Annotated in this window: 22 protein-coding genes; 12 read left to right on the top strand and 10 right to left on the bottom strand. The window is 68.3% G+C overall.

Features of this window, described 5'->3' with window-relative positions; genetic code table 11:
- Window positions 1–6: 6 nt before the first annotated feature.
- Together ACLBV5_RS05780 and ACLBV5_RS05785 are read left to right on the top strand one after the other, a co-directional pair.
- The gene (locus tag ACLBV5_RS05780; RefSeq protein ID WP_447605086.1) at window positions 7–447 is read left to right on the top strand and encodes a hypothetical protein; all 441 of its coding nucleotides are present in this window, start codon (window positions 7–9) and stop codon (window positions 445–447) included.
- 2 nt (window positions 448–449) lie between these two features.
- Window positions 450–983, top strand: coding sequence for a periplasmic heavy metal sensor (locus tag ACLBV5_RS05785; RefSeq protein ID WP_278070438.1), 534 nt, complete (start codon window positions 450–452; stop codon window positions 981–983).
- Here the strand turns inward: ACLBV5_RS05785 and ACLBV5_RS05790 are convergent.
- The 3 genes from ACLBV5_RS05790 to ACLBV5_RS05800 form a co-directional block, all read right to left on the bottom strand.
- A complete protein-coding gene (locus tag ACLBV5_RS05790) occupies window positions 968–3,355 on the bottom strand; it encodes an ATP-binding protein (RefSeq protein WP_392354952.1) in 2,388 nt (795 codons plus the stop codon). The genes ACLBV5_RS05785 and ACLBV5_RS05790 overlap by 16 nt on opposite strands.
- A 102-nt stretch (window positions 3,356–3,457) precedes the next feature.
- Entirely contained in the window at window positions 3,458–4,048 is a 591-nt protein-coding gene (locus ACLBV5_RS05795; protein WP_278070440.1) for a hypothetical protein, read from the bottom strand.
- A gap of 89 nt (window positions 4,049–4,137) precedes the next feature.
- Window positions 4,138–4,551, bottom strand: coding sequence for a CBS domain-containing protein (locus ACLBV5_RS05800; protein WP_134582385.1), 414 nt, complete (start codon window positions 4,549–4,551; stop codon window positions 4,138–4,140).
- Window positions 4,552–4,793: 242 nt separating this feature from the next.
- Between ACLBV5_RS05800 and ACLBV5_RS05805 the strand changes: the two genes are divergently transcribed.
- On the top strand, window positions 4,794–6,104 hold the full coding sequence (locus tag ACLBV5_RS05805; RefSeq protein WP_253119812.1) for a nicotinate phosphoribosyltransferase: 1,311 nt from the start codon (window positions 4,794–4,796) through the stop codon (window positions 6,102–6,104).
- A gap of 77 nt (window positions 6,105–6,181) precedes the next feature.
- Window positions 6,182–6,754 carry an NADPH-dependent FMN reductase gene (locus ACLBV5_RS05810; RefSeq protein WP_134582387.1) on the top strand — a complete coding sequence of 191 codons (573 nt, stop codon included), beginning with the start codon at window positions 6,182–6,184 and terminating at the stop codon, window positions 6,752–6,754.
- 7 nt (window positions 6,755–6,761) lie between these two features.
- On the opposite strand, the gene ACLBV5_RS05815 is transcribed toward ACLBV5_RS05810, so the two are convergent.
- Complete coding sequence (locus tag ACLBV5_RS05815) at window positions 6,762–7,427, bottom strand: class I SAM-dependent methyltransferase (protein ID WP_447605087.1); 666 nt, start codon at window positions 7,425–7,427, stop codon at window positions 6,762–6,764.
- Window positions 7,414–7,986: a hypothetical protein gene (locus tag ACLBV5_RS05820; RefSeq protein ID WP_303705802.1), complete on the bottom strand. Its 573-nt coding sequence runs from the start codon at window positions 7,984–7,986 to the stop codon at window positions 7,414–7,416. The genes ACLBV5_RS05815 and ACLBV5_RS05820 overlap by 14 nt, the downstream gene beginning before the upstream one ends.
- Before the next feature lie 124 nt (window positions 7,987–8,110).
- Between ACLBV5_RS05820 and ACLBV5_RS05825 the strand changes: the two genes are divergently transcribed.
- Both ACLBV5_RS05825 and ACLBV5_RS05830 read left to right on the top strand, forming a co-directional pair.
- On the top strand, window positions 8,111–8,518 hold the full coding sequence (locus ACLBV5_RS05825; RefSeq protein ID WP_447605088.1) for a hypothetical protein: 408 nt from the start codon (window positions 8,111–8,113) through the stop codon (window positions 8,516–8,518).
- Entirely contained in the window at window positions 8,518–8,715 is a 198-nt protein-coding gene (locus ACLBV5_RS05830; protein ID WP_025978509.1) for a helix-turn-helix transcriptional regulator, read from the top strand. The genes ACLBV5_RS05825 and ACLBV5_RS05830 overlap by 1 nt, the downstream gene beginning before the upstream one ends.
- 160 nt (window positions 8,716–8,875) lie before the next feature.
- Here ACLBV5_RS05830 and ACLBV5_RS05835 read toward each other — a convergent pair whose 3' ends face one another.
- Window positions 8,876–9,718, bottom strand: coding sequence for a DUF3298 and DUF4163 domain-containing protein (locus tag ACLBV5_RS05835; RefSeq protein ID WP_134582391.1), 843 nt, complete (start codon window positions 9,716–9,718; stop codon window positions 8,876–8,878).
- A 25-nt stretch (window positions 9,719–9,743) separates the two neighbouring features.
- Window positions 9,744–10,763, bottom strand: a complete 1,020-nt coding sequence (locus tag ACLBV5_RS05840) for a UbiA family prenyltransferase (protein WP_447605089.1) — start codon at window positions 10,761–10,763, stop codon at window positions 9,744–9,746.
- Window positions 10,764–10,937: 174 nt separating this feature from the next.
- Between ACLBV5_RS05840 and ACLBV5_RS05845 the strand changes: the two genes are divergently transcribed.
- Window positions 10,938–11,576 (top strand): hypothetical protein, encoded by a 639-nt coding sequence (locus tag ACLBV5_RS05845; RefSeq protein ID WP_447605090.1) that lies wholly within the window; start codon window positions 10,938–10,940, stop codon window positions 11,574–11,576.
- 6 nt (window positions 11,577–11,582) lie between these two features.
- Here the strand turns inward: ACLBV5_RS05845 and ppk2 are convergent, their stop codons facing one another.
- Entirely contained in the window at window positions 11,583–12,326 is a 744-nt protein-coding gene (gene ppk2, locus ACLBV5_RS05850) for a polyphosphate kinase 2 (protein ID WP_447605091.1), read from the bottom strand.
- A 92-nt stretch (window positions 12,327–12,418) separates the two neighbouring features.
- Here ppk2 and ACLBV5_RS05855 point away from each other — a divergent pair, with 92 nt between their 5' ends.
- Complete coding sequence (locus ACLBV5_RS05855; protein ID WP_303705805.1) at window positions 12,419–13,216, top strand: extensin family protein; 798 nt, start codon at window positions 12,419–12,421, stop codon at window positions 13,214–13,216.
- Between the two features lie 198 nt (window positions 13,217–13,414).
- Window positions 13,415–13,618, top strand: a complete 204-nt coding sequence (locus tag ACLBV5_RS05860; RefSeq protein ID WP_003170380.1) for a cold-shock protein — start codon at window positions 13,415–13,417, stop codon at window positions 13,616–13,618.
- A gap of 80 nt (window positions 13,619–13,698) precedes the next feature.
- Here ACLBV5_RS05860 and gluQRS read toward each other — a convergent pair whose 3' ends face one another.
- Both gluQRS and ACLBV5_RS05870 read right to left on the bottom strand, forming a co-directional pair.
- Complete coding sequence (gene gluQRS, locus ACLBV5_RS05865; RefSeq protein ID WP_447605092.1) at window positions 13,699–14,547, bottom strand: tRNA glutamyl-Q(34) synthetase GluQRS; 849 nt, start codon at window positions 14,545–14,547, stop codon at window positions 13,699–13,701.
- A gap of 17 nt (window positions 14,548–14,564) precedes the next feature.
- A complete protein-coding gene (locus ACLBV5_RS05870; protein ID WP_447605093.1) occupies window positions 14,565–15,698 on the bottom strand; it encodes a JmjC domain-containing protein in 1,134 nt (377 codons plus the stop codon).
- Window positions 15,699–15,742: 44 nt separating this feature from the next.
- Between ACLBV5_RS05870 and ACLBV5_RS05875 the strand changes: the two genes are divergently transcribed.
- From ACLBV5_RS05875 to ACLBV5_RS05885, 3 genes are read left to right on the top strand one after another with little or no spacing between them, the layout of a single operon-like run.
- The gene (locus ACLBV5_RS05875) at window positions 15,743–16,396 is read left to right on the top strand and encodes a DNA-3-methyladenine glycosylase family protein (RefSeq protein ID WP_025978501.1); all 654 of its coding nucleotides are present in this window, start codon (window positions 15,743–15,745) and stop codon (window positions 16,394–16,396) included.
- A 60-nt stretch (window positions 16,397–16,456) separates the two neighbouring features.
- Complete coding sequence (locus ACLBV5_RS05880) at window positions 16,457–17,119, top strand: trimeric intracellular cation channel family protein (protein ID WP_025978500.1); 663 nt, start codon at window positions 16,457–16,459, stop codon at window positions 17,117–17,119.
- A gap of 21 nt (window positions 17,120–17,140) precedes the next feature.
- Entirely contained in the window at window positions 17,141–17,539 is a 399-nt protein-coding gene (locus ACLBV5_RS05885; protein ID WP_303683744.1) for an ASCH domain-containing protein, read from the top strand.
- The last annotated feature ends 102 nt before the right edge of the window (window positions 17,540–17,641 follow it).

The following is a 17,641-nucleotide window of genomic DNA, read 5'->3' on the forward strand; positions in this document are numbered from 1 at the left end:
CTGAAGATGACGACGATGGACCTGGAACGTTTTGAGCATCTGGCCGACGCCTATGGCGCGGACCTGCGCCGCTGGCCCGAAGCGGAGCGCGAGGCCGCGCGCCGGTTGTTGGCCGCCGATCCGCGCGCAGGGCGGGTTCTGGGCGAGGCGGACTTGCTGGACGCCTTTCTGGATGCCGCGCCGCGTCCGGCGCCGTCGCACGCCCTGCGCGAACGGGTCATCGCCGATGCGGCGGGCGCCCATCTTGGGCGGCGCCGAGGGTTGCTGGGGCCGTTCGCGTGGATGTCGGGCGCAGGCTGGGCCGCCGCCGCCTGTGCGGGCGTGGCCTTCGGCATGGTGCTGACCAGTCAGATGACGGCGGAAATCCGGGCCGACACCGTCTTGTATCAGGCCAGTCTGACGGCGCCGGACGACGCTGAGATCCTGGCCGCTGGCCTGGGGGGATAGGTATGAACAAGGGTCTGAAGATCGCCCTGGCGGCCTCGGTCGCGCTCAACATCTTCGCCGTTGTCGGCGGGGGCACCGCCTGGGTGCTGTCGCGCAAGGCGCAGGAGCAGGCGGCGGAAGGGCGCCGGCCGGGCCGCAGCGAGCCCGTCTGGGCCGTGGTCGAGGCCTTGCCGCCCGCCGTGCGCGATCAGGTCAAGGGCGAGCTGCGCGCCAGCGCCCTTGAGGCGCGGCCAGACTTCGAAGACGCCCGCGCCGCGCGGCGCGAGGCCATCGCCATGACGGCGTCAGACGGCTTTGACGCAGTGGCGGTCGCCGCCCTGCTGGAACGCTCGCGCGCCTCGGAGATGCGCGGGCGGGCGCGGCTGGAAGCCGGGGCCGTCGAGACTCTGGGGCGGCTGTCGGCGGCCGACAGAAAGGCCCTGGCGCCGATCCTGTCGCGTCATAAGTCGAAAGCGCGCGACAAGGGCGCGGCGTCCGACACGCAGCATCCGGCGCACAAGGCGGGCGATCCGGCGGGTGATCAGGCCGCGCGCTGAACCCGCTGAACCGGGCCGTCCACAGGCTTCATGGCGCCTTGCGGGGCTTTGACGGGCAGGTCGAACCAGACGGTGGTGCCGCGTCCCGGCTCGCTGTCGATCGTCATCCGGCCGCGATGCAGCTCGATCAGCGACTTGGTCAGGGCCAGGCCGAGACCCGTGCCCTGCGTCGATTTGGAATGCTGGCCTTCGACCTGTTCGAACGGCTGGGCCAGGCGCGCCAGGTCGTCCGCCGAGATGCCGATGCCGGTGTCGGCCACGGCGATGCGCACCGTCTCATCGTCTCTGGGAACCACGCTGACCCGCACCGCCCCGCCCTCGGGCGTGAACTTCACGGCGTTTGAGATCAGGTTCAGCAGGACCTGTTTCAGGCCGCGCTGATCGGCCTCGACGCGCAGGCCCTCCGGACAGGACAGGGCCAGCCGCAACTGGGACTCCAGGGCCTTGCCGCGCATCAGCCGCACCGCCTCGCCGCACAGCACGTCCAGCGCCACCGCCTCATAGTGCAGGGTCAGCTTGCCCGCCTCGATCTTGGCCATGTCGAGGATGTCGTTGATCAGGCTGAGCAGGTGCTGGCCCGAGGCGTGGATGTCGGCGGCGTAACCCTTGTAGCGGGGGTCGCCCAGCGGCCCGAACATCTCGCCCGCCATGATCTCCGAGAAGCCGTTGATGGCGTTCAGCGGCGTGCGCAGTTCATGGCTCATATTGGCCAGGAACTCGGACTTGGCGCGGTTGGCGTCTTCGGCGCGGGTCATGGCGACCTCATATTTGCGCGCGAGCAGGGACAGCTTGTCCTGGCTGGCCTCCAGCTCTTCGACCATGGCGCGCAGTTCATCGGCGGCGCGGCGGCGCTCGGCCTCCTGGCGGCGGACGACGGTGATGTCGGCGCAGATCACCACCGTGCCGCCGTCGCCAGTGAAGCGCTCAGCCATCTGCAGCCAGCGGCCATCCTTCAGCTCGACCTCGCGCACCCCGGCGCGCCCTTCGACGGAGGGACGCTCGGACTTGATGGCGTCGGCGGCGATGCGGTTCAGCTCGTCCTTCAGCGCGCCGCGACGAACGACGCCGGGCGGAAAGGCGAAAGCGTCCTGAAAGCCCTGATTCCACAGGATCAGACGGCCGCGTCGGTCGAACAGGACGAAGGCGTCCGACACGCTCTCGATCGCGTCGCGCAGCCGACCCTCGGCGGCCTGGGCCTGGGCCTTGGTGCGGCGCGCGTCGGTCACGTCCAGCGCCACGCCCATCAGGCTGACGAAGGCGCCGTCGCGGCGCGGCTGGCGCGACTGGCCGCGCGCGTCGATCCAGCGGACGCCGCCCGATTTCAGCGGAATGGGGAAGGCGGCCTCGAACGCGCCGCTGACGGCGGCTTCGTCCAGGGCCTGATGCAGCACGTCGCGATAGGAGGGGTGGACGCGCTCGATCAGAGCCTGGGTCGTCAGCCGCGTGCCCTCCTCGACCTCCAGAAGGGCGGCCATATAGTCGGACAGGACCATTTCGCCGCGACTGATGTCCCACTCCCATATGCCGCAACGAGCGGCCTCGACCGCCACGCGGAAGCGCCGCTCGGTCTCGGCCCAGCGACGGCCTGCCCGCATCTGGCGGCTGTTCTGAACGGCGATGACGGCCAGCATCAGCACCACGAGCAGCAAGGGCCCGGCCAGCATCCAGGCGTCTTCCAGCCAGGCGGCCAGGCCGTGGGCCCGGGGCAGGGCGGCCACCACGGCCAGTCCGGTGTCGCCAATGGGCGCGACGGCGGCCGAGCGCGCCTGTCCGTCCGGTCCCTTGACCGCGCGGCCCGGCTCGGCCGGGGCCTGGCCCGCCGGCATGACCGACAGGGTCACGTCCTTCAGGCTGGGCTTGAGTTCGGGCAGGGGCGTGCGGGCCAGCAGGATCGCGCCGCCGCCCGCCGTGACGCTCTGGGTCATGCCGTCCTCGCCCAGTTGGACGGCGGAGATAGCGGCGGCGGGGGCGGACAGGCGCGCGCCGCTGGCGGCCAGAATCCGGCCCTGCGGGTCTACGATCATGAAGGCGGCTTCGGGCGCCAGGCCGCGCGCATGATCAAGGGCGGCGGCGGGCTGAGCGGGCGTCTGGTTCAGGGCCCGCGCGCCCGCGCGTAGGGCCAGGGCGGCGCGGTTGGCCTGGGCCTCGACCTGCGAGGCGGCCAGGCGGGCTTCCAGGCTGAGGGCTTCGATGCGGGCGGCCTCGGCCTCGCGGCGGGGCCGGTCGGCTTCGCGCAGGACCAGCAGGGCGTAAGCCACAAGCGCAATGGCGACGGCGAGCGCAAGGATGCGCGCCCAGGGAGCGGATCGCGCGCCCTGTCGGTCCGTGGCCCTGCGGCCCGGCCCATAGCTGCGCCGCTCTATGCCCTGCAAAAGGCGACCTCCTGTGCCGATTCAGCGAAGAATCTAGGCTGTGTCGCCGACTCCTGTCGAGGGTCGGCGGCCGGGAGGGGGCCTCAAGGCTGCGCTTGGCCGCTAAGCCTCGGTTTCGAAAGGCGGGGCGGCCTCGCCGGGCCCGGGTTTCGAGGCTTCGGGCGGAGGGGCGAGCACGTCGGTGATCCGACGCAGCACCGTCTGGGCCCGGCGCGCCAGGCGCACGGTCTCGGGCGGGGCGTCTTCCGGGGCCTCGGCCACCGACGCCAGCAGTTCGCGCGCCAGATCCATCAGGTCAGGCGCGGCGGCGATCAGGCGGGACTGGAACTCGATGCGCTGAGGATCGCGGTCGTATTCGGCGCCGGGCACGCGCCAGCCGCCCCAGTCGGCCTTGTCGGTGACCACGACCGGATAGCTGCCGGGGAAGGGATGGTGGGCGCAATCGGCGGCGTCCTGCCACTTGTTGCGCGCGCGCAGGATGCGCCAGTCGCCTATGGCTGTGGCCGCGCGGTCCTCAGCGGGCAGTTGCAGCTCGGCGCCGGCGAATTCACGCCCCAGACCCACGTCGTAGGTGATGCGGACGGGCTCGTCGAAGCCCTTGGCCCAGACCGGATTGACCTTCTCGACCTGGGCCCAGACGCCGACGCTTTCGACCCAGACCTTCTGGCCCTTCTGGAACTGGGCGCGCGCCATGCCGGTCTCTCCTGAAAATCAAAGAGGCAGCATGGCGCGTCAGCTGTTATCGCGGGGTTCCGCGACATGGTTAGCGGGCCTTAAAGCCGTCAGCCGGGGCGGGAAATCTCTTCCAGCGCCTCTCCGGCGTAGCGTTCCTTGACCCGTGTGGACAGGTCGCCTAGCGACACCACCCCGACCAGGCGGCCGTCCTTGTCCACCACCGGCAAACGGCGGATCTGACGCGAGGACATCAGGTCCAGGGCGACCTTCAAATCATCGTCGGCCCGCACAACAAGGGCGTCGCGCGACAGCACGTCCAGCACCCGCGCGTCCGGCCCGGCCCCAGAGGCTACGCCGCGCACGACGATATCGCGGTCGGTCAGGGCGCCGATCAGCCGGTCGCCGTCGGCCACCGGGATAAAGCCGAAGTCGCCCGCCGCCATGCGTCCGGCGACGGCCTGCAGGGTGTCTTCGGGGCGGGCGACCTGCACGTCCTTGCTCATCACGTCGCGAATCTTCATGGCGTTCTCCCGGTGAAAGGGGCTCCTGGCGGCCCTGCGGGGAAACCCGCGCGCGAGGCGTGCAGTTCCACCGCAGGCGTGTTGGCGACGTTCGCCAGGACGCCCGCTATCGTAATCGATCGCGGCGCGCCCAATATGTTAGCGGAGGCGCAGCCTGGCGGCCGAGCTTGTGTGTGATAGGCAGGGGGCCGACGCGCCCTGCGTCAGGCGAACCGGTGAAATAAAAGGCGGACTGATCGGGCATGGCGAACATCGACCTGGCTAAGCGGGCTTATGACCACGGCTGGCGCCTGGACCCCATCGTGCGCAGCCTGCTGGACACCGACTTCTACAAGCTGCTGATGCTGCAGCTGATCTGGCGGCGGTTCCGCGACGTGCCGGTGACGTTCTCGGTCATCAACCGCACGACTTCGGTGCGCCTGGCCGAAGAGGTGGACGAGGCCGAACTGCGCGCCCAGCTGGACCACGCCCGCTCTTTGCGCTTCACCAACCGCGAGCTGATCTGGCTGGGCGGCAACACCTTTTATGGGGTGAAGTCGATCTTCAGCCCGGACTTTCTGGCGTGGCTGGCCGAATATCGTCTGCCGGAATACGACCTCTCGCGCAGCGCCGACGGCCAATACCGACTCGAGTTTTCGGGGAGCTGGGCCGATGTCACCCTGTGGGAAATCCCCGCCCTGTCGATCCTGAACGAGCTGCGCAGCCGCCGGGCCTTGCGCCGAATGGGCCGGTTCGAACTGGACATCCTCTATTCGCGCGCCAAGACCAAGCTGTGGAGCAAGATCGAACGCCTGCGACAGCTGGAGCCGCTGTCCCTGTCCGACTTCGGAACGCGCCGCCGCCACGGCTTCCTGTGGCAGGGCTGGTGCGTCGAAGCGCTGAAGGAGGGGCTGGGAAGCGCCTTCATCGGCACCTCCAACGTCCTGCTGGCCATGAACAACGACCTTGAGGCCATCGGCACCAACGGCCACGAACTGCCGATGGTGCTGGCGGCGATGGCGGGCGAGGACGAGGCGGCTCTGCGCGCCGCGCCCTATCGGGTGCTGGAGGAATGGCGCGCCGCCTATGACGGCAATCTGCTGATCGCGCTGCCGGACGCTTTCGGCACGCAGGCGTTTCTGGACGACGCGCCCGACTGGCTGGCCGACTGGAAGGGCTTCCGCCCCGATTCCGCTCCGCCGATCGAGGGCGGCGAGATCATCATGAAGTGGTGGGCGTCCAAGGGCCGCGACCCGCGCGAACGACTGCTGGTCCTGGCCGATGGGCTGGACGTGGACGGCATCGAGGCGGCCCACGCCCACTTCAAGGGCCGGGTGCGCACCAGCTTCGGCTGGGGCACCAATCTGACCAACGACTTCCGCGACTGCGCGCCGGTCGAGGCGCCTGAACTTCTGCCCCTGTCGCTGGTGTGCAAGGTGACGCAGGCGGCGGGCCGCCCGGCCGTCAAGCTGTCGGACAATGTTGAAAAGGCCACCGGCGACCGCGCCGAGATCGAACGTTATCTGCGCGTCTTCGGCGAGGCGGGACGGGGGCGGCAGGCCGTGCGCGTCTGAACGGAACCGCCAAGCTTGGCTGGGCATTGACTCGCCAGCGGCCGTGGACGCGGCCCTTACCCAGCAGGACGCCTGTCATGACCACCTATAACGTCGGCTACATCATCGGCAGCTTGGCCAAGGGCTCGATCAACCGCAAACTGGCCAAGGCGCTGGTTCGATTGGCGCCGGACAAGCTGAACATGAGCGAGATCAGCTTCGCCGACCTGCCGCTCTATTCCTCTGACTACGACGCCGACTATCCGGCCGTCGCCAACGACTTCAAGGCGGCGATCAAGGGCTCCGACGCCATCCTGATCGTCACGCCGGAATACAACCGCTCCATCCCCGGCGGGCTGAAGAACGCGCTGGACTGGGCCAGCCGGCCCTATGGGACCAATGTCTTCAAGAACAAGCCGACGGCGGTCATCGGCGCCTCGCCCGGCGCCATCGGCACGGCGGTCGGTCAACAGGCCCTGCGCCCGATCCTGGGCTTCCTCCAGGCCCCGCAGATGAACGCGGTCGAGGCCTACATCCAGTTCAAGCCAGACCTGATCGACGATGACGGAAACGTCAGCGTCCCTGGCACCGAACAGTTCCTGCGCGACTATATGGAAGCGTTCCACCAGCATATGGCGCGGGTGCTGACCGTCCTGCCGAGAGACGCCTGAGGGGGCGTCAGGCGTCCAGCGACCACACCCGCGTGCGCTTGACCTCCTGGTCCTCCAGCTCGCGCGTCGTGGGCACGCGGAATTCCGCCAACAGGCTGAGGCCTTCCTTAGGGAAATAGGTGCGGCCGGGGTCGCCGACCAACACGCTTGCCCCGGCCGAGCGCGCTTGCTTCAGCCATGCCAGCATCGCCTGCGCCATCGGCCCCTCATAGAAGACGTCCCCGGCGCAGATCAGGTCGAACGACGCAGGCGGCGCCTCCAGCAGATTGTCGGCGGTGAAGGCGATCTGGACCCCGTTGGCCTGCGCGTTCGCGGCCACGGCGGCGGCGCAGAAGGGGTCGATGTCGGCGGCCAGGACCGAGGTGGCGCCGGCCTGCATCGCCGCGATGCCGACGAGGCCCGATCCAGCGGCCAGGTCCAGCACCCGCCGCCCCGCTACAGCCTCCGGATGGTCCAGCAGCCAGCGCGCCAGCGCCTGTCCGCCCGCCCAGGCGAAGGCCCAGAACGGGGGCGGCAGGCCCATCTCGCCCAGCTCTTCTTCCGTCAGGCGCCAGATGGGCGTGACCTCGTCTGCCAGCCACAGGGAAATCTCGGGCGTATGCGAAACGGGCTGAAGACGGGTGTTGTCGCGAATGAAACGGGCAGGGTCGGCGATGCGCCTAGTCGAGCTCACGGGCGCCCTCGACGACAGCCTGATAGACCAGCGACCTGTCCGGCCCGCGCGTCATATGCAGCAGCACCCAGGTCGATCCCTTGCGCGCCACGATCACTCTGACCTGATCGTTGAACACGCCGTCGGCGAAGCCGGCCGGGGCCACGGTGTCGCTCAGAAGGATCAAGGCGCTCATGCCGGAACCGCAGCGGGCGATGCCGGTGCAGGCGAAGACGGTCTCATAACCGCCCTCGCGCAGGGCGTCTTCATAATGCCGCGCCATGTCGATCGGCGCGACGGCAGGGCGCACCACATAGTCCAGGTGGCTGATCTGGCCCTGCATGCGAAGGGCGTCTTCAGAAGCGGCGCCTTCGGCCACGGCGGCGGTCGGCAAGGTGATCTCGGCCACCGACAACTGCCGCCAGGCGCGAATGCGCGCCCCGTCCAGGCGCGGCAGGTCCTTGTAGTCGCGGGCGCCGCGTACGTCTTCCGCATGGAATGGCGCGGGGGCGGAGGCGACCGCTGAAAGCGGCGCGGCTGTCGACAGGAAAGCGGCGACGAGGGCGAGGAGACTACGCATGAGGGCAAGCTAGGGGGCGCCGAAGCCTCTGGCAATAAAGTCAGCACAGGCTGATAAAAAGTCAGGTTGACATGACATGAGGGTGGTGTCAGGTTTCCATGACATAAAGTCAGGAGCACCTGCTATGCCGGCCCTTTCCAAGCAACACGCTCCGGCGGGACGTCGCTACGTCCTGCGCACGTTCGGCTTTATGGCGGCCTATGTGGCGATCTGCGTGGCGATGATGACCACGGACCTGTTCGATGGCGTCATCGGCCAGCCGGTCGGGTGGGCGCTGGCGGCCGTGGTCGCCGCGCCGGTGGTCGGCCAGATCTGGGCGACCCTGGCCCTGATGCGCGAGAGCGACGAGTTCGTGCGCATGGTCACGGCCAAGCAGTTCATCATCGCCTCCGGCCTGGCGATGGCGGTCGCAACCTTCTGGGGCTTCGGCGAGAGTTTCGCCGGGGCGCCGCATCTGCCGGCCTGGCTGATCTATCCGCTGTTCTGGGCTGCGTTCGGCCTGGTCTCGCCCTTCATCCGGTCATCGAACTGATGAAGAACAAGCTGAAACTGCTGCGCGCCGAGAGGAACTGGACCCAGGAGCAGTTGGGTCAGGCGCTGGGCGTGTCGCGCCAGGCGGTCAATGCGCTGGAGACTGAAAAGCACGACCCCTCTCTGGACCTGGCCTATCGCATCGCCGCCCTGTTCGAACAGCCGGTCGAGGACATCTTCGAGAACCCGCACGCCTGACGCGTCAAGTCAGGATAACCTTACTTCATAATCTCCCGCGTCACCGTCATCCGGGGGAGACGTGGACGCACGGCGACGGCGCCGGGCGTGACGCTGAAGCGCGTCGACGACGCCCGGCGCTTCACCATGACCGACCAACCGGAACGATTGGGCGCCCTGATCAGGCGGCCGGCGCTTTCAGGCGCAAGTCCTCGGTCACGTCGCCTGCCTTGGTCGGGGCGCCTGCGAACTCGCCAGCATACTCTGGCGACAGGGCGCTCTGGAAGGCCGACAGCGGCAGGGTCAGGTAGTAGGCGCCCTCGACATAGGGACCGACCGCATAGGCGTCCAGCAGGAAGGTCAGGCCCCCCGCCTTGCCCGGCGTGGAGCCCGGAGCCAGCGTCACGGCCACGTCCTTCAGCTTGGGACAGGTCCACGTTCCGCTGGTGGTCGAGACGGGCGTGGCGCCGGGGCGTTTGGTCTTGGCGGTGTTCACCGCCTGGCACAGGGCGCGCTCCAGATTGGTCTTGTCGGCCTTGTCGGCGAACAGGTCGGCGGCGGCGATGCGGCGGCCTTCGCTCTTGTCCCACAGCAGGCCGGTGGCGACCGTGTTCGGGTGGGCGCCGCCCGAATAGTCGAAGTCGGTCCGCATCAGGCTGAACAGGCGGCCGGTCTCGATCGGGGCGCCGTAGACGATGGTCTTCTCATAGGGGGGCATGCCTTCGGGCGAGCCGGCCTCGGTGCGGTCGGCCTGAGCGCCCTCGGCGTATTCCTTCAGCTTGGCCACCTCGTCGCGGTACAGCGGGGTGTACAGCGCCGGATAGGACAGCACGGCCTCCGGCAGGCTCAGGCTGACCTTGGCGTAGGGCGTGGCGCTGTCGTACTTCAGCGGCCCTTCGACGGCGTGGGCGGAGGCGGCCGGCGCGGCCGGGGCCTCCTTCTTCTCATTGCGCTGGCACGCTGCGAGCGAGGCCGCGACGGCGGCGGTGACGAGAAGGACGCGAAGGGGGCGCGAAGGGATCATGCCGGGCTCCTTTGGAACGGTTCGATCAGAAAGCTAGGCCGTTGAACGCTATGGCGGCCAGAAGGATCAACCCCGCATCGCGATTTGATTTGAAAAGACGCAGGGACAGCTTCGGATCGTCCGGCCGCAACCGCCGCACCTGCCAGACGAAATGCAGGGCGTAGAGCGCCAGACCGACATAGAAGACCGGCCCCAGGCCCGCGACGTAGCCCGCCGCCCCTGCCAGGGCCACCGCCAGGATGTAAAAGACGGCCACGCCTTCCTTCACTTTGCCGCCCAGCGCCCGCGCCGAGGACTTCACCCCGGCCATGACGTCGTCCTCGATGTCCTGCAGCGCGTAGATGGTGTCGTAACCAAGGGTCCAGAACAGCCCGCCCGCATAGAGCAGCCCCGCCGACAGGGCCAGGTTCCCCATGCGGTTCAGACCCTCGGCCATCCAGTAGCTGTCGCCGCTGAGCTTGACCTGCAGCACATAGAGCCAGCCCAGCGCAAACAGCCCCCCCGTCGCCGCCGCGAAGCCCAGCAGCGCGCCCCAGTTGAAGGTCAGGCCCAGCCACGCCTGCGGCCACCAGGTGATGCGCTTCATGAAGGGATAGGCCGCCACCAGCCCCAGCGACAGGGCGCCCAGCAGCACCGACGTCAGGTTCATCGTCAGCAGGATGCACAGGCTGATGAGGCTGAGGCCGCCGACGAAGGCCCAGGCCTGCTTGACGCTGATCTGGCCTGCCGGAATAGGCCGCAAAGCGGTGCGCGCGACCTGGGCGTCGAAGTCGCGGTCGACGATGTCGTTCACCGCACAGCCCGCCCCGCGCATCAGGGCGGCGCCGATGGCGAAGCCGACGACCAGCCACAGCTCATAGCCGCCGAACGGCCGGTCGTACTGGTTCAGCGCCAGCATGATCCCCTGCCATCCAGGCAGCAGCAGCAGCCACGTCCCGATCGGCCGGTCGAAGCGGCCCAGCTTCAGCCAGGGCTTCAGACGCTCGGGCGCATGCCGATCGACCCAGTTCTGGCCAGCGGCGTCGGGAAGCGGGGCTGTGTTCATACCTCTGGTCTTAGCCCCCAAGGCGGCGCGGGGTGAAGAGGCTGCATCAGATCGCCGTTGCATAAGGTCTTTCACCGGCCAGACAGGCGAGGGGATCGGAGAGGCCGGGCTTGCGCGCCCGAGCCGTCCAGATCAGGGTCGTGATCGGGAACAGCAGCCGGGCGGACAGGACGGATGACGACGCGCACAAGAGCTCCTTTACCGTGGCTGCTGCTTTTGACCTGGATGGTGCTGCTGGGGGCGGCCGTCGGGGGCTTTCTGACGGGGGAGTTCAGCGTCACCTTCGTCGGCGTCGGGACCTTTCTGCTGACCCTGGTTCCCTTCTGGCTGGCGCCGCGCGTGGGGCTGAATCTGCCGATCGGCTTCGTCACCGCCATCGCCGTCTTCCTGTGCGCCACCCTGTTCCTGGGCGAACTGGGCGATTTCTACGAGCGCTACTGGTGGTGGGACGTGGTGCTGCACGGCGGTTCGGCCGTGGCCTTCGGCCTGGTCGGCGCCCTGCTGATGCTGATGCTGGTGCAGGGAAGCCAGCTGAAGGCGGCGCCCCTGACGGTGGCCTTCTTCGCCTTCTGCTTCGCCGTGACCATCGGCGCCCTGTGGGAGATCTGGGAGTTCATGCTGGACCAGGTGTTCGGCCTCAACACCCAGAAGTCCGGCCTGGTCGACACCATGTGGGACCTGATCGTCGACGCCGTCGGCGCCCTGATCGGGGCGGGCGCCGGCTGGGCCTATCTGAAAGGGCGCGAAGGCGGGCCGCTGGTGCGGGCCATGCGCGCCTTCGTCGACAGGAACCGACGTCTGTTCGGCGGCTGACGACGCCTATTGCGCCAGTCGCCCCTGCGCCGCATCGGCGGAAAAGACGACCGCAGGGTCCGGTTCGCGGCATTCCAGACCGGGCCGGTCCAGACGGCGCAGGACGTGGCGCATGATGTTCAGCCGCGCTGTCTTCTTCTTGTCGGTCGCCACCACGGTCCAGGGGGCATAGTCGAAATGGGTGCGATTCAGCATTTCATCGCGGGCGGCGGAATAGGCGCTCCAGCGGGCCTGAGCCTCGGCGTCCAGGGCTGAGACCTTGAAACGCTTCAGCGGGTGGTCGACGCGCTCCTCCAGACGCCGGGCTTGTTCGTCGCGGCTGATGTCCAGCCACAGCTTGATCAGCAGGGTCCCCGACTGGTTCAGCATCCGCTCGAAATGCGGAGCGTCGTGCAAAAAGCGTTCATGTTGCGCGGGCGTGCAGAAACCCATGACCGGCTCCACCCCGGCCCGGTTGTACCAGGAGCGGTTGAAGATCACGATTTCCCCCGCCGCCGGCAGATGGGCGGCGTAGCGCTGGAAATACCATTGGGTCGTCTCGCGCTCGGTCGGCTTGGGCAGGGCGACCACCCGCGTCTGGCGCGGCGCCATGTACTCGGTCATCCGCTTGATCGCCCCGTCCTTGCCGGCGGCGTCGCGCCCTTCGAAGACGATGACGACCTTCAGCCCCTGTTCGATGGCCCAGGCCTGAGTCTCGACCATCTGGATCTGCAGGGCTTCGAGGATGTCGGCATAGTCGTCCTTGGCCATCGGCGTGTCCCTGTGTGGTGATGTATCGACCTTGCGGCCATTTCGCCGGACGCGCCAGAGGCGGCCCGCTTGAAGGATCAACGCGCGGTTCGATGCATTGGCCCCCTATGGCGACGCGTGCGACCCCTGTTGCGGATCTGTGGAGCGGACTATGGGCGGCGATTCTGGCCGCCTGCGGCTTGTTCGCGCTCGTGGACGCCTTCGCGCCGGCTCAGGACCTCCCCTGGAAGCCTCTGGACCTGCGTCAGCCGATCGGCGCGGCGACCGCCGCCAAGCTCGCGGCGTTGGAGGTGTCCGACGCGGACACGGCGCAACGCGCCGATCAACTGACGGCTCAATGCCTGACCCTGCTGCGGCAAGCCGGCGTGACCGCGTCGCGGGTCCCGGATCAGGATGACGGCGGCTTCTGCGTGGTGCGCGGCGCGGTCAGGATTTCCGGCGGCGAGCAGACGCCGCTCAATCCGGCGGGGGTGGTCATGCGCTGCCCCATGGCCGCGCGTCTGTTTCTGTGGGATCGCGAGACAGTGCAGCCGGCGTCGCGCGACATCCTTGGGTCGCAGGCGACGCGGATCGACAACCTGGGGACCTTCGCCTGCCGCCGAGTTTATGGCTCGCGCGATGCGGCCGCGCGGCCCAGCCAGCATGCGCGCGCCAACGCCCTGGACGTCAGCGGGGTAAGGCTTTCGGATGGCCGCCGGGTGTCGGTGGCGGAGGATTGGGACGGTTTGGGGCCGACAGGACGCGAAGGCGCAATCTTTCTTCGGCGTCTGCGCGACGGCGGGTGCAAGTTGTTCAAAAATGTCCTGACGCCGGACTATAATGCTGCGCATCGGGACCACTTTCATCTAGACGCCGCCGCCACAGGCGTGTGCGCAAGGACCCGAGATTAACTGTAAAGGCCGTCGTTCCAGATTCGCTTTACAGTTGACCGCTGTGGATAGTCGGGTGACAACATCGGCGCAGTCCGGATTTCACGTGGGGTCCAAACCCGCGTCTTGCTCCTTCGCCTGAACGAGCTTGTCCAGATGGGCTGACGGGCGATCCTGCAAGGACGTCCGCCTGGAAAAGCGCGTTTACGGAGACGCAATATGGCGACCGGCACGGTCAAGTGGTTCAACCCCACCAAGGGCTTCGGCTTCATTCAACCCGACACCGGCGGCTCGGACGTTTTCGTCCACATCACCGCCGTTCAGAAGGCTGGTCTGGTGGGCCTCGATGAAAACGCCAAGGTCGAATACGAGCTGGAAACCCAGCGCGGCAAGACCTCGGCTGTGGACCTCAAGGTTCTCTAAGGCCAAGAATCCTAAAGGATTCTACGAAGAGACGCGGAGGGCGACCTCCGCGTCTTTTTTGTTGGGCGCTTGCCGTGAACTCATGGCGTCAGCTCCGCCCGCAGGCGATCCGGCGTCAGGCCGCTCGCCCGCAACTCGGCCAGGGTGACGGAGCGGTCGCGCTTGGCGTAGCGGCGGCCGTCCGGTCCGGCCAGGAGGCGGTGGTGGCGATAAACGGGCGCGGGCCAGCCCATCAGGGCCTGGATCAACCGCTGGATATGGGTCGCTTCGAACAGGTCCTGGCCGCGAATGACATGGCTGACCTTCTGCAGGGCGTCGTCGTGCGTCACCGCCAGGTGATAGGCCGTTCCCGCGTCCTTGCGGGCCAGCACGACGTCGCCCGCCGTCTCCGGCCGCGCCTTGATGCGCCCGCTTTCGCCGTCGGGGCCTGAGCCTTCCTCGATGAAGTTCAAGCCGTCCCAGGCGGCGCCGCCCAGCGCCTCCCTGGCGCGATCCAGCGACAGCCGCCAGGCGAAGGGGCGCCCTTCAGCCAGCAGGCGCGCCTCCTCGTCGGCCGGGTGCGGGCCGGGCCGGGCGGCCTCGGCGGGGCCGTGAGGCGCATCGCCGATGGCGTCCAATATCTCCTTGCGGGTGCGGAAACAGCGGTAGAGCAGGCCTCGCCGCTCCAGCGCCTCGACCACGGCGGCGTAGTCGGCCAGGTGATCGGACTGGCGCCGCACCGGCGTCTCCCAATCCAGCCCCAGCCAGGCCAGATCCTCGAAGATCCCGGCTTCGAACTCGGGCCGACATCGCGTCGGGTCGATGTCCTCGATCCGCAGCAGGAAGCGCCCGCCCGCATCCTTCGCCGCCCGCCAGGCCGTCAGGGCCGAGAAGGCATGGCCCTTGTGCAGACGGCCGGTAGGTGAAGGCGCGAAACGGGTGACGAACATGGCGTCGGCGAAACGGGTCAGACCCGCTTCAACGCTCCTGCTTTCTCCGCCTGATCCACGGCGGCGCGGATGTCGACCTCGGACACGAAGTCGAACTGGGCGATCAGGTCTTCAAGGCTGAAGACGTGCTGCGACAGCGCCCAGTGCATGGCGTGGGCCACAGGCCCGGCGTAGGCGGGGGCCGTCATGGCGGTGCGGCTGTAGCGGGTCAGCGCTTCGCGATGGGGCAGGGTGAAGCGATGGGCGCACGGCGTCAGCCGTTCCTGCGCCATGGCGATCTCATCGCGGAAGGCGGATGAGGCGGCCAGTTGCGCCAGCCGCTGCCCCAGGCCCGCCAGGTGCTGTTGCAGGGCGCGGCCGCCGTCCTGACCGGATGGCGGCAGATAGGCCCGGAAGGCGGGGTCCTGCATGGCGGCCTGTTCCAGCAGGTTGAAAAGGATGCGGCCATGCAAGGCGGCGATGGAGAAGGTGATGTGCAGCGACGCCGCGTCCTGGGCCAGGGCGTCGTGGTAGCAGCCGCGCGGCAGGTAAAGCACGTCGCCCGGCCGCATCATCACCTCGGCCAGCAGGCGGCCCTTGGTCTGGTCGAACCAGCGGCGCATGTCGCCGACGTCGGACGGCATCTCGACCGGGGCGTCGGCGCGGTTCTCATAGATGCGCCACAGTTTCTCGCCCTCGGTCTGAACGGCGAAGACATCCGTCAGGTCGAAATGGGCGCCGAAAGCCTGCACCCCCTTGAACGAGCAATAGATATTGGCGCCCGCACTGGCGGCGAAGGTGCGGCCGAGGATCGAGGACAGTTCGGCGATCGGCTGGGTCAGATCCTGCACGTCGCCGGCGATCAGGCTGGCCCCCTCGGCGACGAACAGCGCCACCTTGGCCGGATCGGGGCGGAAGGCCGGCCCGGATTGGGTCTGGACGGTGCGGCAATAGCGTTCGGGCGGCACGGGCTGGGTGTTCTGCACCAGTTTCAGGCTCTGGGCCGTCCAGATCGAGGGCTGGTTCAGCAGGCCGTTGAACGTCGACCAGTCCAGCAGGGCCCGCTTGGCGGCGCCTGCTTCCGCGGGGATATGCAGCGGTTTTCGGCCGTGGAATTCGGCGAAGAAACGATCAGGCGTGATCGGGTGGAGAAGATCGTCCAAGGTACGCATGGCGCGATGCTAAAGCGGCGCCGTTTTTCTGTCGATACGATCCCATGGCCCTTGCTCCGTCTCCCGCCTCCGTCGCCGCCGCCCGCGAGGCTCTGGCCGCCGCCGATCCGGCCCTGGCGCGCGCCCACGCCTCGACGCCCGTGTTTGAATGGCGGTTGAGGCCCGGCGGCTATGAGGGCCTGTTCCGCATGATTGTCGAGCAGCAGGTTTCGGTGGCGGCCGCCGCCTCGATCTGGAGACGGGTGGTCGAGGGGCTGGACGGGCAGGTGACGCCCGAGGCGGTTCTGGCGCGCGATGTCGAGACGCTGCGGAGCTTCGGCTTGTCCGGCCAGAAGGCGAAGTACGGCCATGAGATCGCCCGCGCCCAGACCGAGGGTCATATCGACTTCGACCATCTGGAGCGGTTGGACGACGCCGAGGCCATCGCCGCCCTTGTGGCCATCAAGGGGGTGGGGCGGTGGACGGCCGAGACCTTCCTGATGTTCTGCGAGGGGCGACAGGACGTCTTCCCCGGCGGCGACGTGGCCCTGCAGGAGGCCATGCGCTGGGCGGACCGCGCCGAGGACCGTCCAAATGAGAAACAGGCCTACGCCCGGGCCGAGATCTGGCGGCCGCATCGCGCGGTGGCGGCGCATTTGCTCTGGGGGTGGTATGGTGGCGTTCGGCGCGGCGAAATCGCGCTGGACGAGGGCGCCTGATCCTCGTCTTCATGAAGGCTGGGGGCGACCCCGAAGACGGCGCCCGGCGGCGCCCTGGGGATGATGACGATGTTGGAGCCGATCGCGGGCGCAGACCTGGTTCGTCCGGCTGCGGTGCTGCCGCTGCTGGATTTCGCGGGCGTGGCCGTGTTCGCCGCCACCGGCGCCCTGGCGGCGTCCCGGGCCAAGCACGATGTTCTGACCTTTGCCTTTTTCGCCGCTGTCACCGGCATGGGCGGGGGCACCCTGCGCGACCTGTTGATCGGGGCGCCGGTCTTCTGGGTGCAGGACTGGGTCTATGTGGCGGTTTGTGTGGCGGTGGCCGTCGGCTTCTGGCTGCTGGGCGCGCGCTCGTGGCGGTTCCGGGCCTTGCTGTGGCTGGATGCGGTCGGGCTGGCGGCCTATGGCGTCATGGGGGCGGCCAAGGCGGCGTCCTATGGCGTGACGCCGTTGATCTGCATCGTCATGGGCGTGCTGACAGCCTGTTTCGGCGGCATTGTGCGCGACGTGCTGGCGCACCAGCCCTCCATCCTGCTGCGGCGCGAGCTGAACATCACCGCCGCCCTGGTCTCGGCGGCCCTGTTCGTCGGGCTGAAGGCCGTGAGCCTTCCCACATGGCCCGCTGTGGCGGTGGCTGTCGTGGCCGGGTTCGGCGTGCGGGCCGGCGCTCTGAAATGGGGCTGGAGCCTGCCCGCCTTCCCAACCGCCGCTTCGCGATATTGAACCCAACTGACGAGAACGCAGATGAACGACCTTCCTGCCGCCTATGCAGCCGCGCCCCGTTGGCCATTTGGCGACAGCCCTGAACTGGCTGATGAATTGCTGGCCCTGGTGCTGGCCGGCGGCAAGCGCGCGACCTGTTCGTCGCTGGCGTCGTGCGAGGCCGACATCATGCCGACCGTGGGCGAGGTCAGCGTCATTCTGGACGGCGCCGGCGTTCCTCGCTGCGCGATCCGTACGACCGAGGTCGAGATCATGCCCTTCGAGCAGGTTAGCGAGGACTTCGCCCGGGCCGAGGGGGAGGGCGACCTGAGCTACGAATGGTGGCGCCACGCCCATGAGGCCTATTTCCGCCGCGAAGGCACCTGGGCGCCGGGCATGAAGGTGGTCTGCGAACGCTTTGAACTGGTCGAGGAGTTCTGACCGCCGCGTCACGAAAACGCGCCGTATCTGTCATGGCGATGCGGGAGAATCAGGCGTAGGGTTTCGCCATCAGACCAAGGAAGGAGACGTGTCTTCAGTCCT

The sequence above is a fragment of the Brevundimonas sp. M1A4_2e genome (genome assembly GCF_053345555.1).

Excerpts from the sequence above, each read along its gene's own strand:
- ACLBV5_RS05860 (WP_003170380.1), top strand. The coding sequence starts at position 13,415 with ATGGCGACCGGCACGGTCAAGTGGTTCAACCCCACCAAGGGCTTCGGC.
- ACLBV5_RS05820 (WP_303705802.1), bottom strand. The coding sequence starts at position 7,986 with ATGCGTAGTCTCCTCGCCCTCGTCGCCGCTTTCCTGTCGACAGCCGCG.
- ACLBV5_RS05825 (WP_447605088.1), top strand. The coding sequence starts at position 8,111 with ATGCCGGCCCTTTCCAAGCAACACGCTCCGGCGGGACGTCGCTACGTC.
- ACLBV5_RS05830 (WP_025978509.1), top strand. The coding sequence starts at position 8,518 with ATGAAGAACAAGCTGAAACTGCTGCGCGCCGAGAGGAACTGGACCCAG.
- ACLBV5_RS05880 (WP_025978500.1), top strand. The coding sequence starts at position 16,457 with ATGATGACGATGTTGGAGCCGATCGCGGGCGCAGACCTGGTTCGTCCG.
- ACLBV5_RS05810 (WP_134582387.1), top strand. The coding sequence starts at position 6,182 with ATGACCACCTATAACGTCGGCTACATCATCGGCAGCTTGGCCAAGGGC.
- ACLBV5_RS05805 (WP_253119812.1), top strand. The coding sequence starts at position 4,794 with ATGGCGAACATCGACCTGGCTAAGCGGGCTTATGACCACGGCTGGCGC.
- ACLBV5_RS05885 (WP_303683744.1), top strand. The coding sequence starts at position 17,141 with ATGAACGACCTTCCTGCCGCCTATGCAGCCGCGCCCCGTTGGCCATTT.
- ACLBV5_RS05780 (WP_447605086.1), top strand. The coding sequence starts at position 7 with ATGACGACGATGGACCTGGAACGTTTTGAGCATCTGGCCGACGCCTAT.
- ACLBV5_RS05875 (WP_025978501.1), top strand. The coding sequence starts at position 15,743 with ATGGCCCTTGCTCCGTCTCCCGCCTCCGTCGCCGCCGCCCGCGAGGCT.
- ACLBV5_RS05845 (WP_447605090.1), top strand. The coding sequence starts at position 10,938 with ATGACGACGCGCACAAGAGCTCCTTTACCGTGGCTGCTGCTTTTGACC.
- ACLBV5_RS05855 (WP_303705805.1), top strand. The coding sequence starts at position 12,419 with ATGCATTGGCCCCCTATGGCGACGCGTGCGACCCCTGTTGCGGATCTG.
- ACLBV5_RS05785 (WP_278070438.1), top strand. The coding sequence starts at position 450 with ATGAACAAGGGTCTGAAGATCGCCCTGGCGGCCTCGGTCGCGCTCAAC.
- ACLBV5_RS05870 (WP_447605093.1), bottom strand. The coding sequence starts at position 15,698 with ATGCGTACCTTGGACGATCTTCTCCACCCGATCACGCCTGATCGTTTC.
- ACLBV5_RS05835 (WP_134582391.1), bottom strand. The coding sequence starts at position 9,718 with ATGATCCCTTCGCGCCCCCTTCGCGTCCTTCTCGTCACCGCCGCCGTC.
- ACLBV5_RS05840 (WP_447605089.1), bottom strand. The coding sequence starts at position 10,763 with ATGAACACAGCCCCGCTTCCCGACGCCGCTGGCCAGAACTGGGTCGAT.
- ppk2 (WP_447605091.1), bottom strand. The coding sequence starts at position 12,326 with ATGGCCAAGGACGACTATGCCGACATCCTCGAAGCCCTGCAGATCCAG.
- gluQRS (WP_447605092.1), bottom strand. The coding sequence starts at position 14,547 with ATGTTCGTCACCCGTTTCGCGCCTTCACCTACCGGCCGTCTGCACAAG.
- ACLBV5_RS05795 (WP_278070440.1), bottom strand. The coding sequence starts at position 4,048 with ATGGCGCGCGCCCAGTTCCAGAAGGGCCAGAAGGTCTGGGTCGAAAGC.
- ACLBV5_RS05800 (WP_134582385.1), bottom strand. The coding sequence starts at position 4,551 with ATGAAGATTCGCGACGTGATGAGCAAGGACGTGCAGGTCGCCCGCCCC.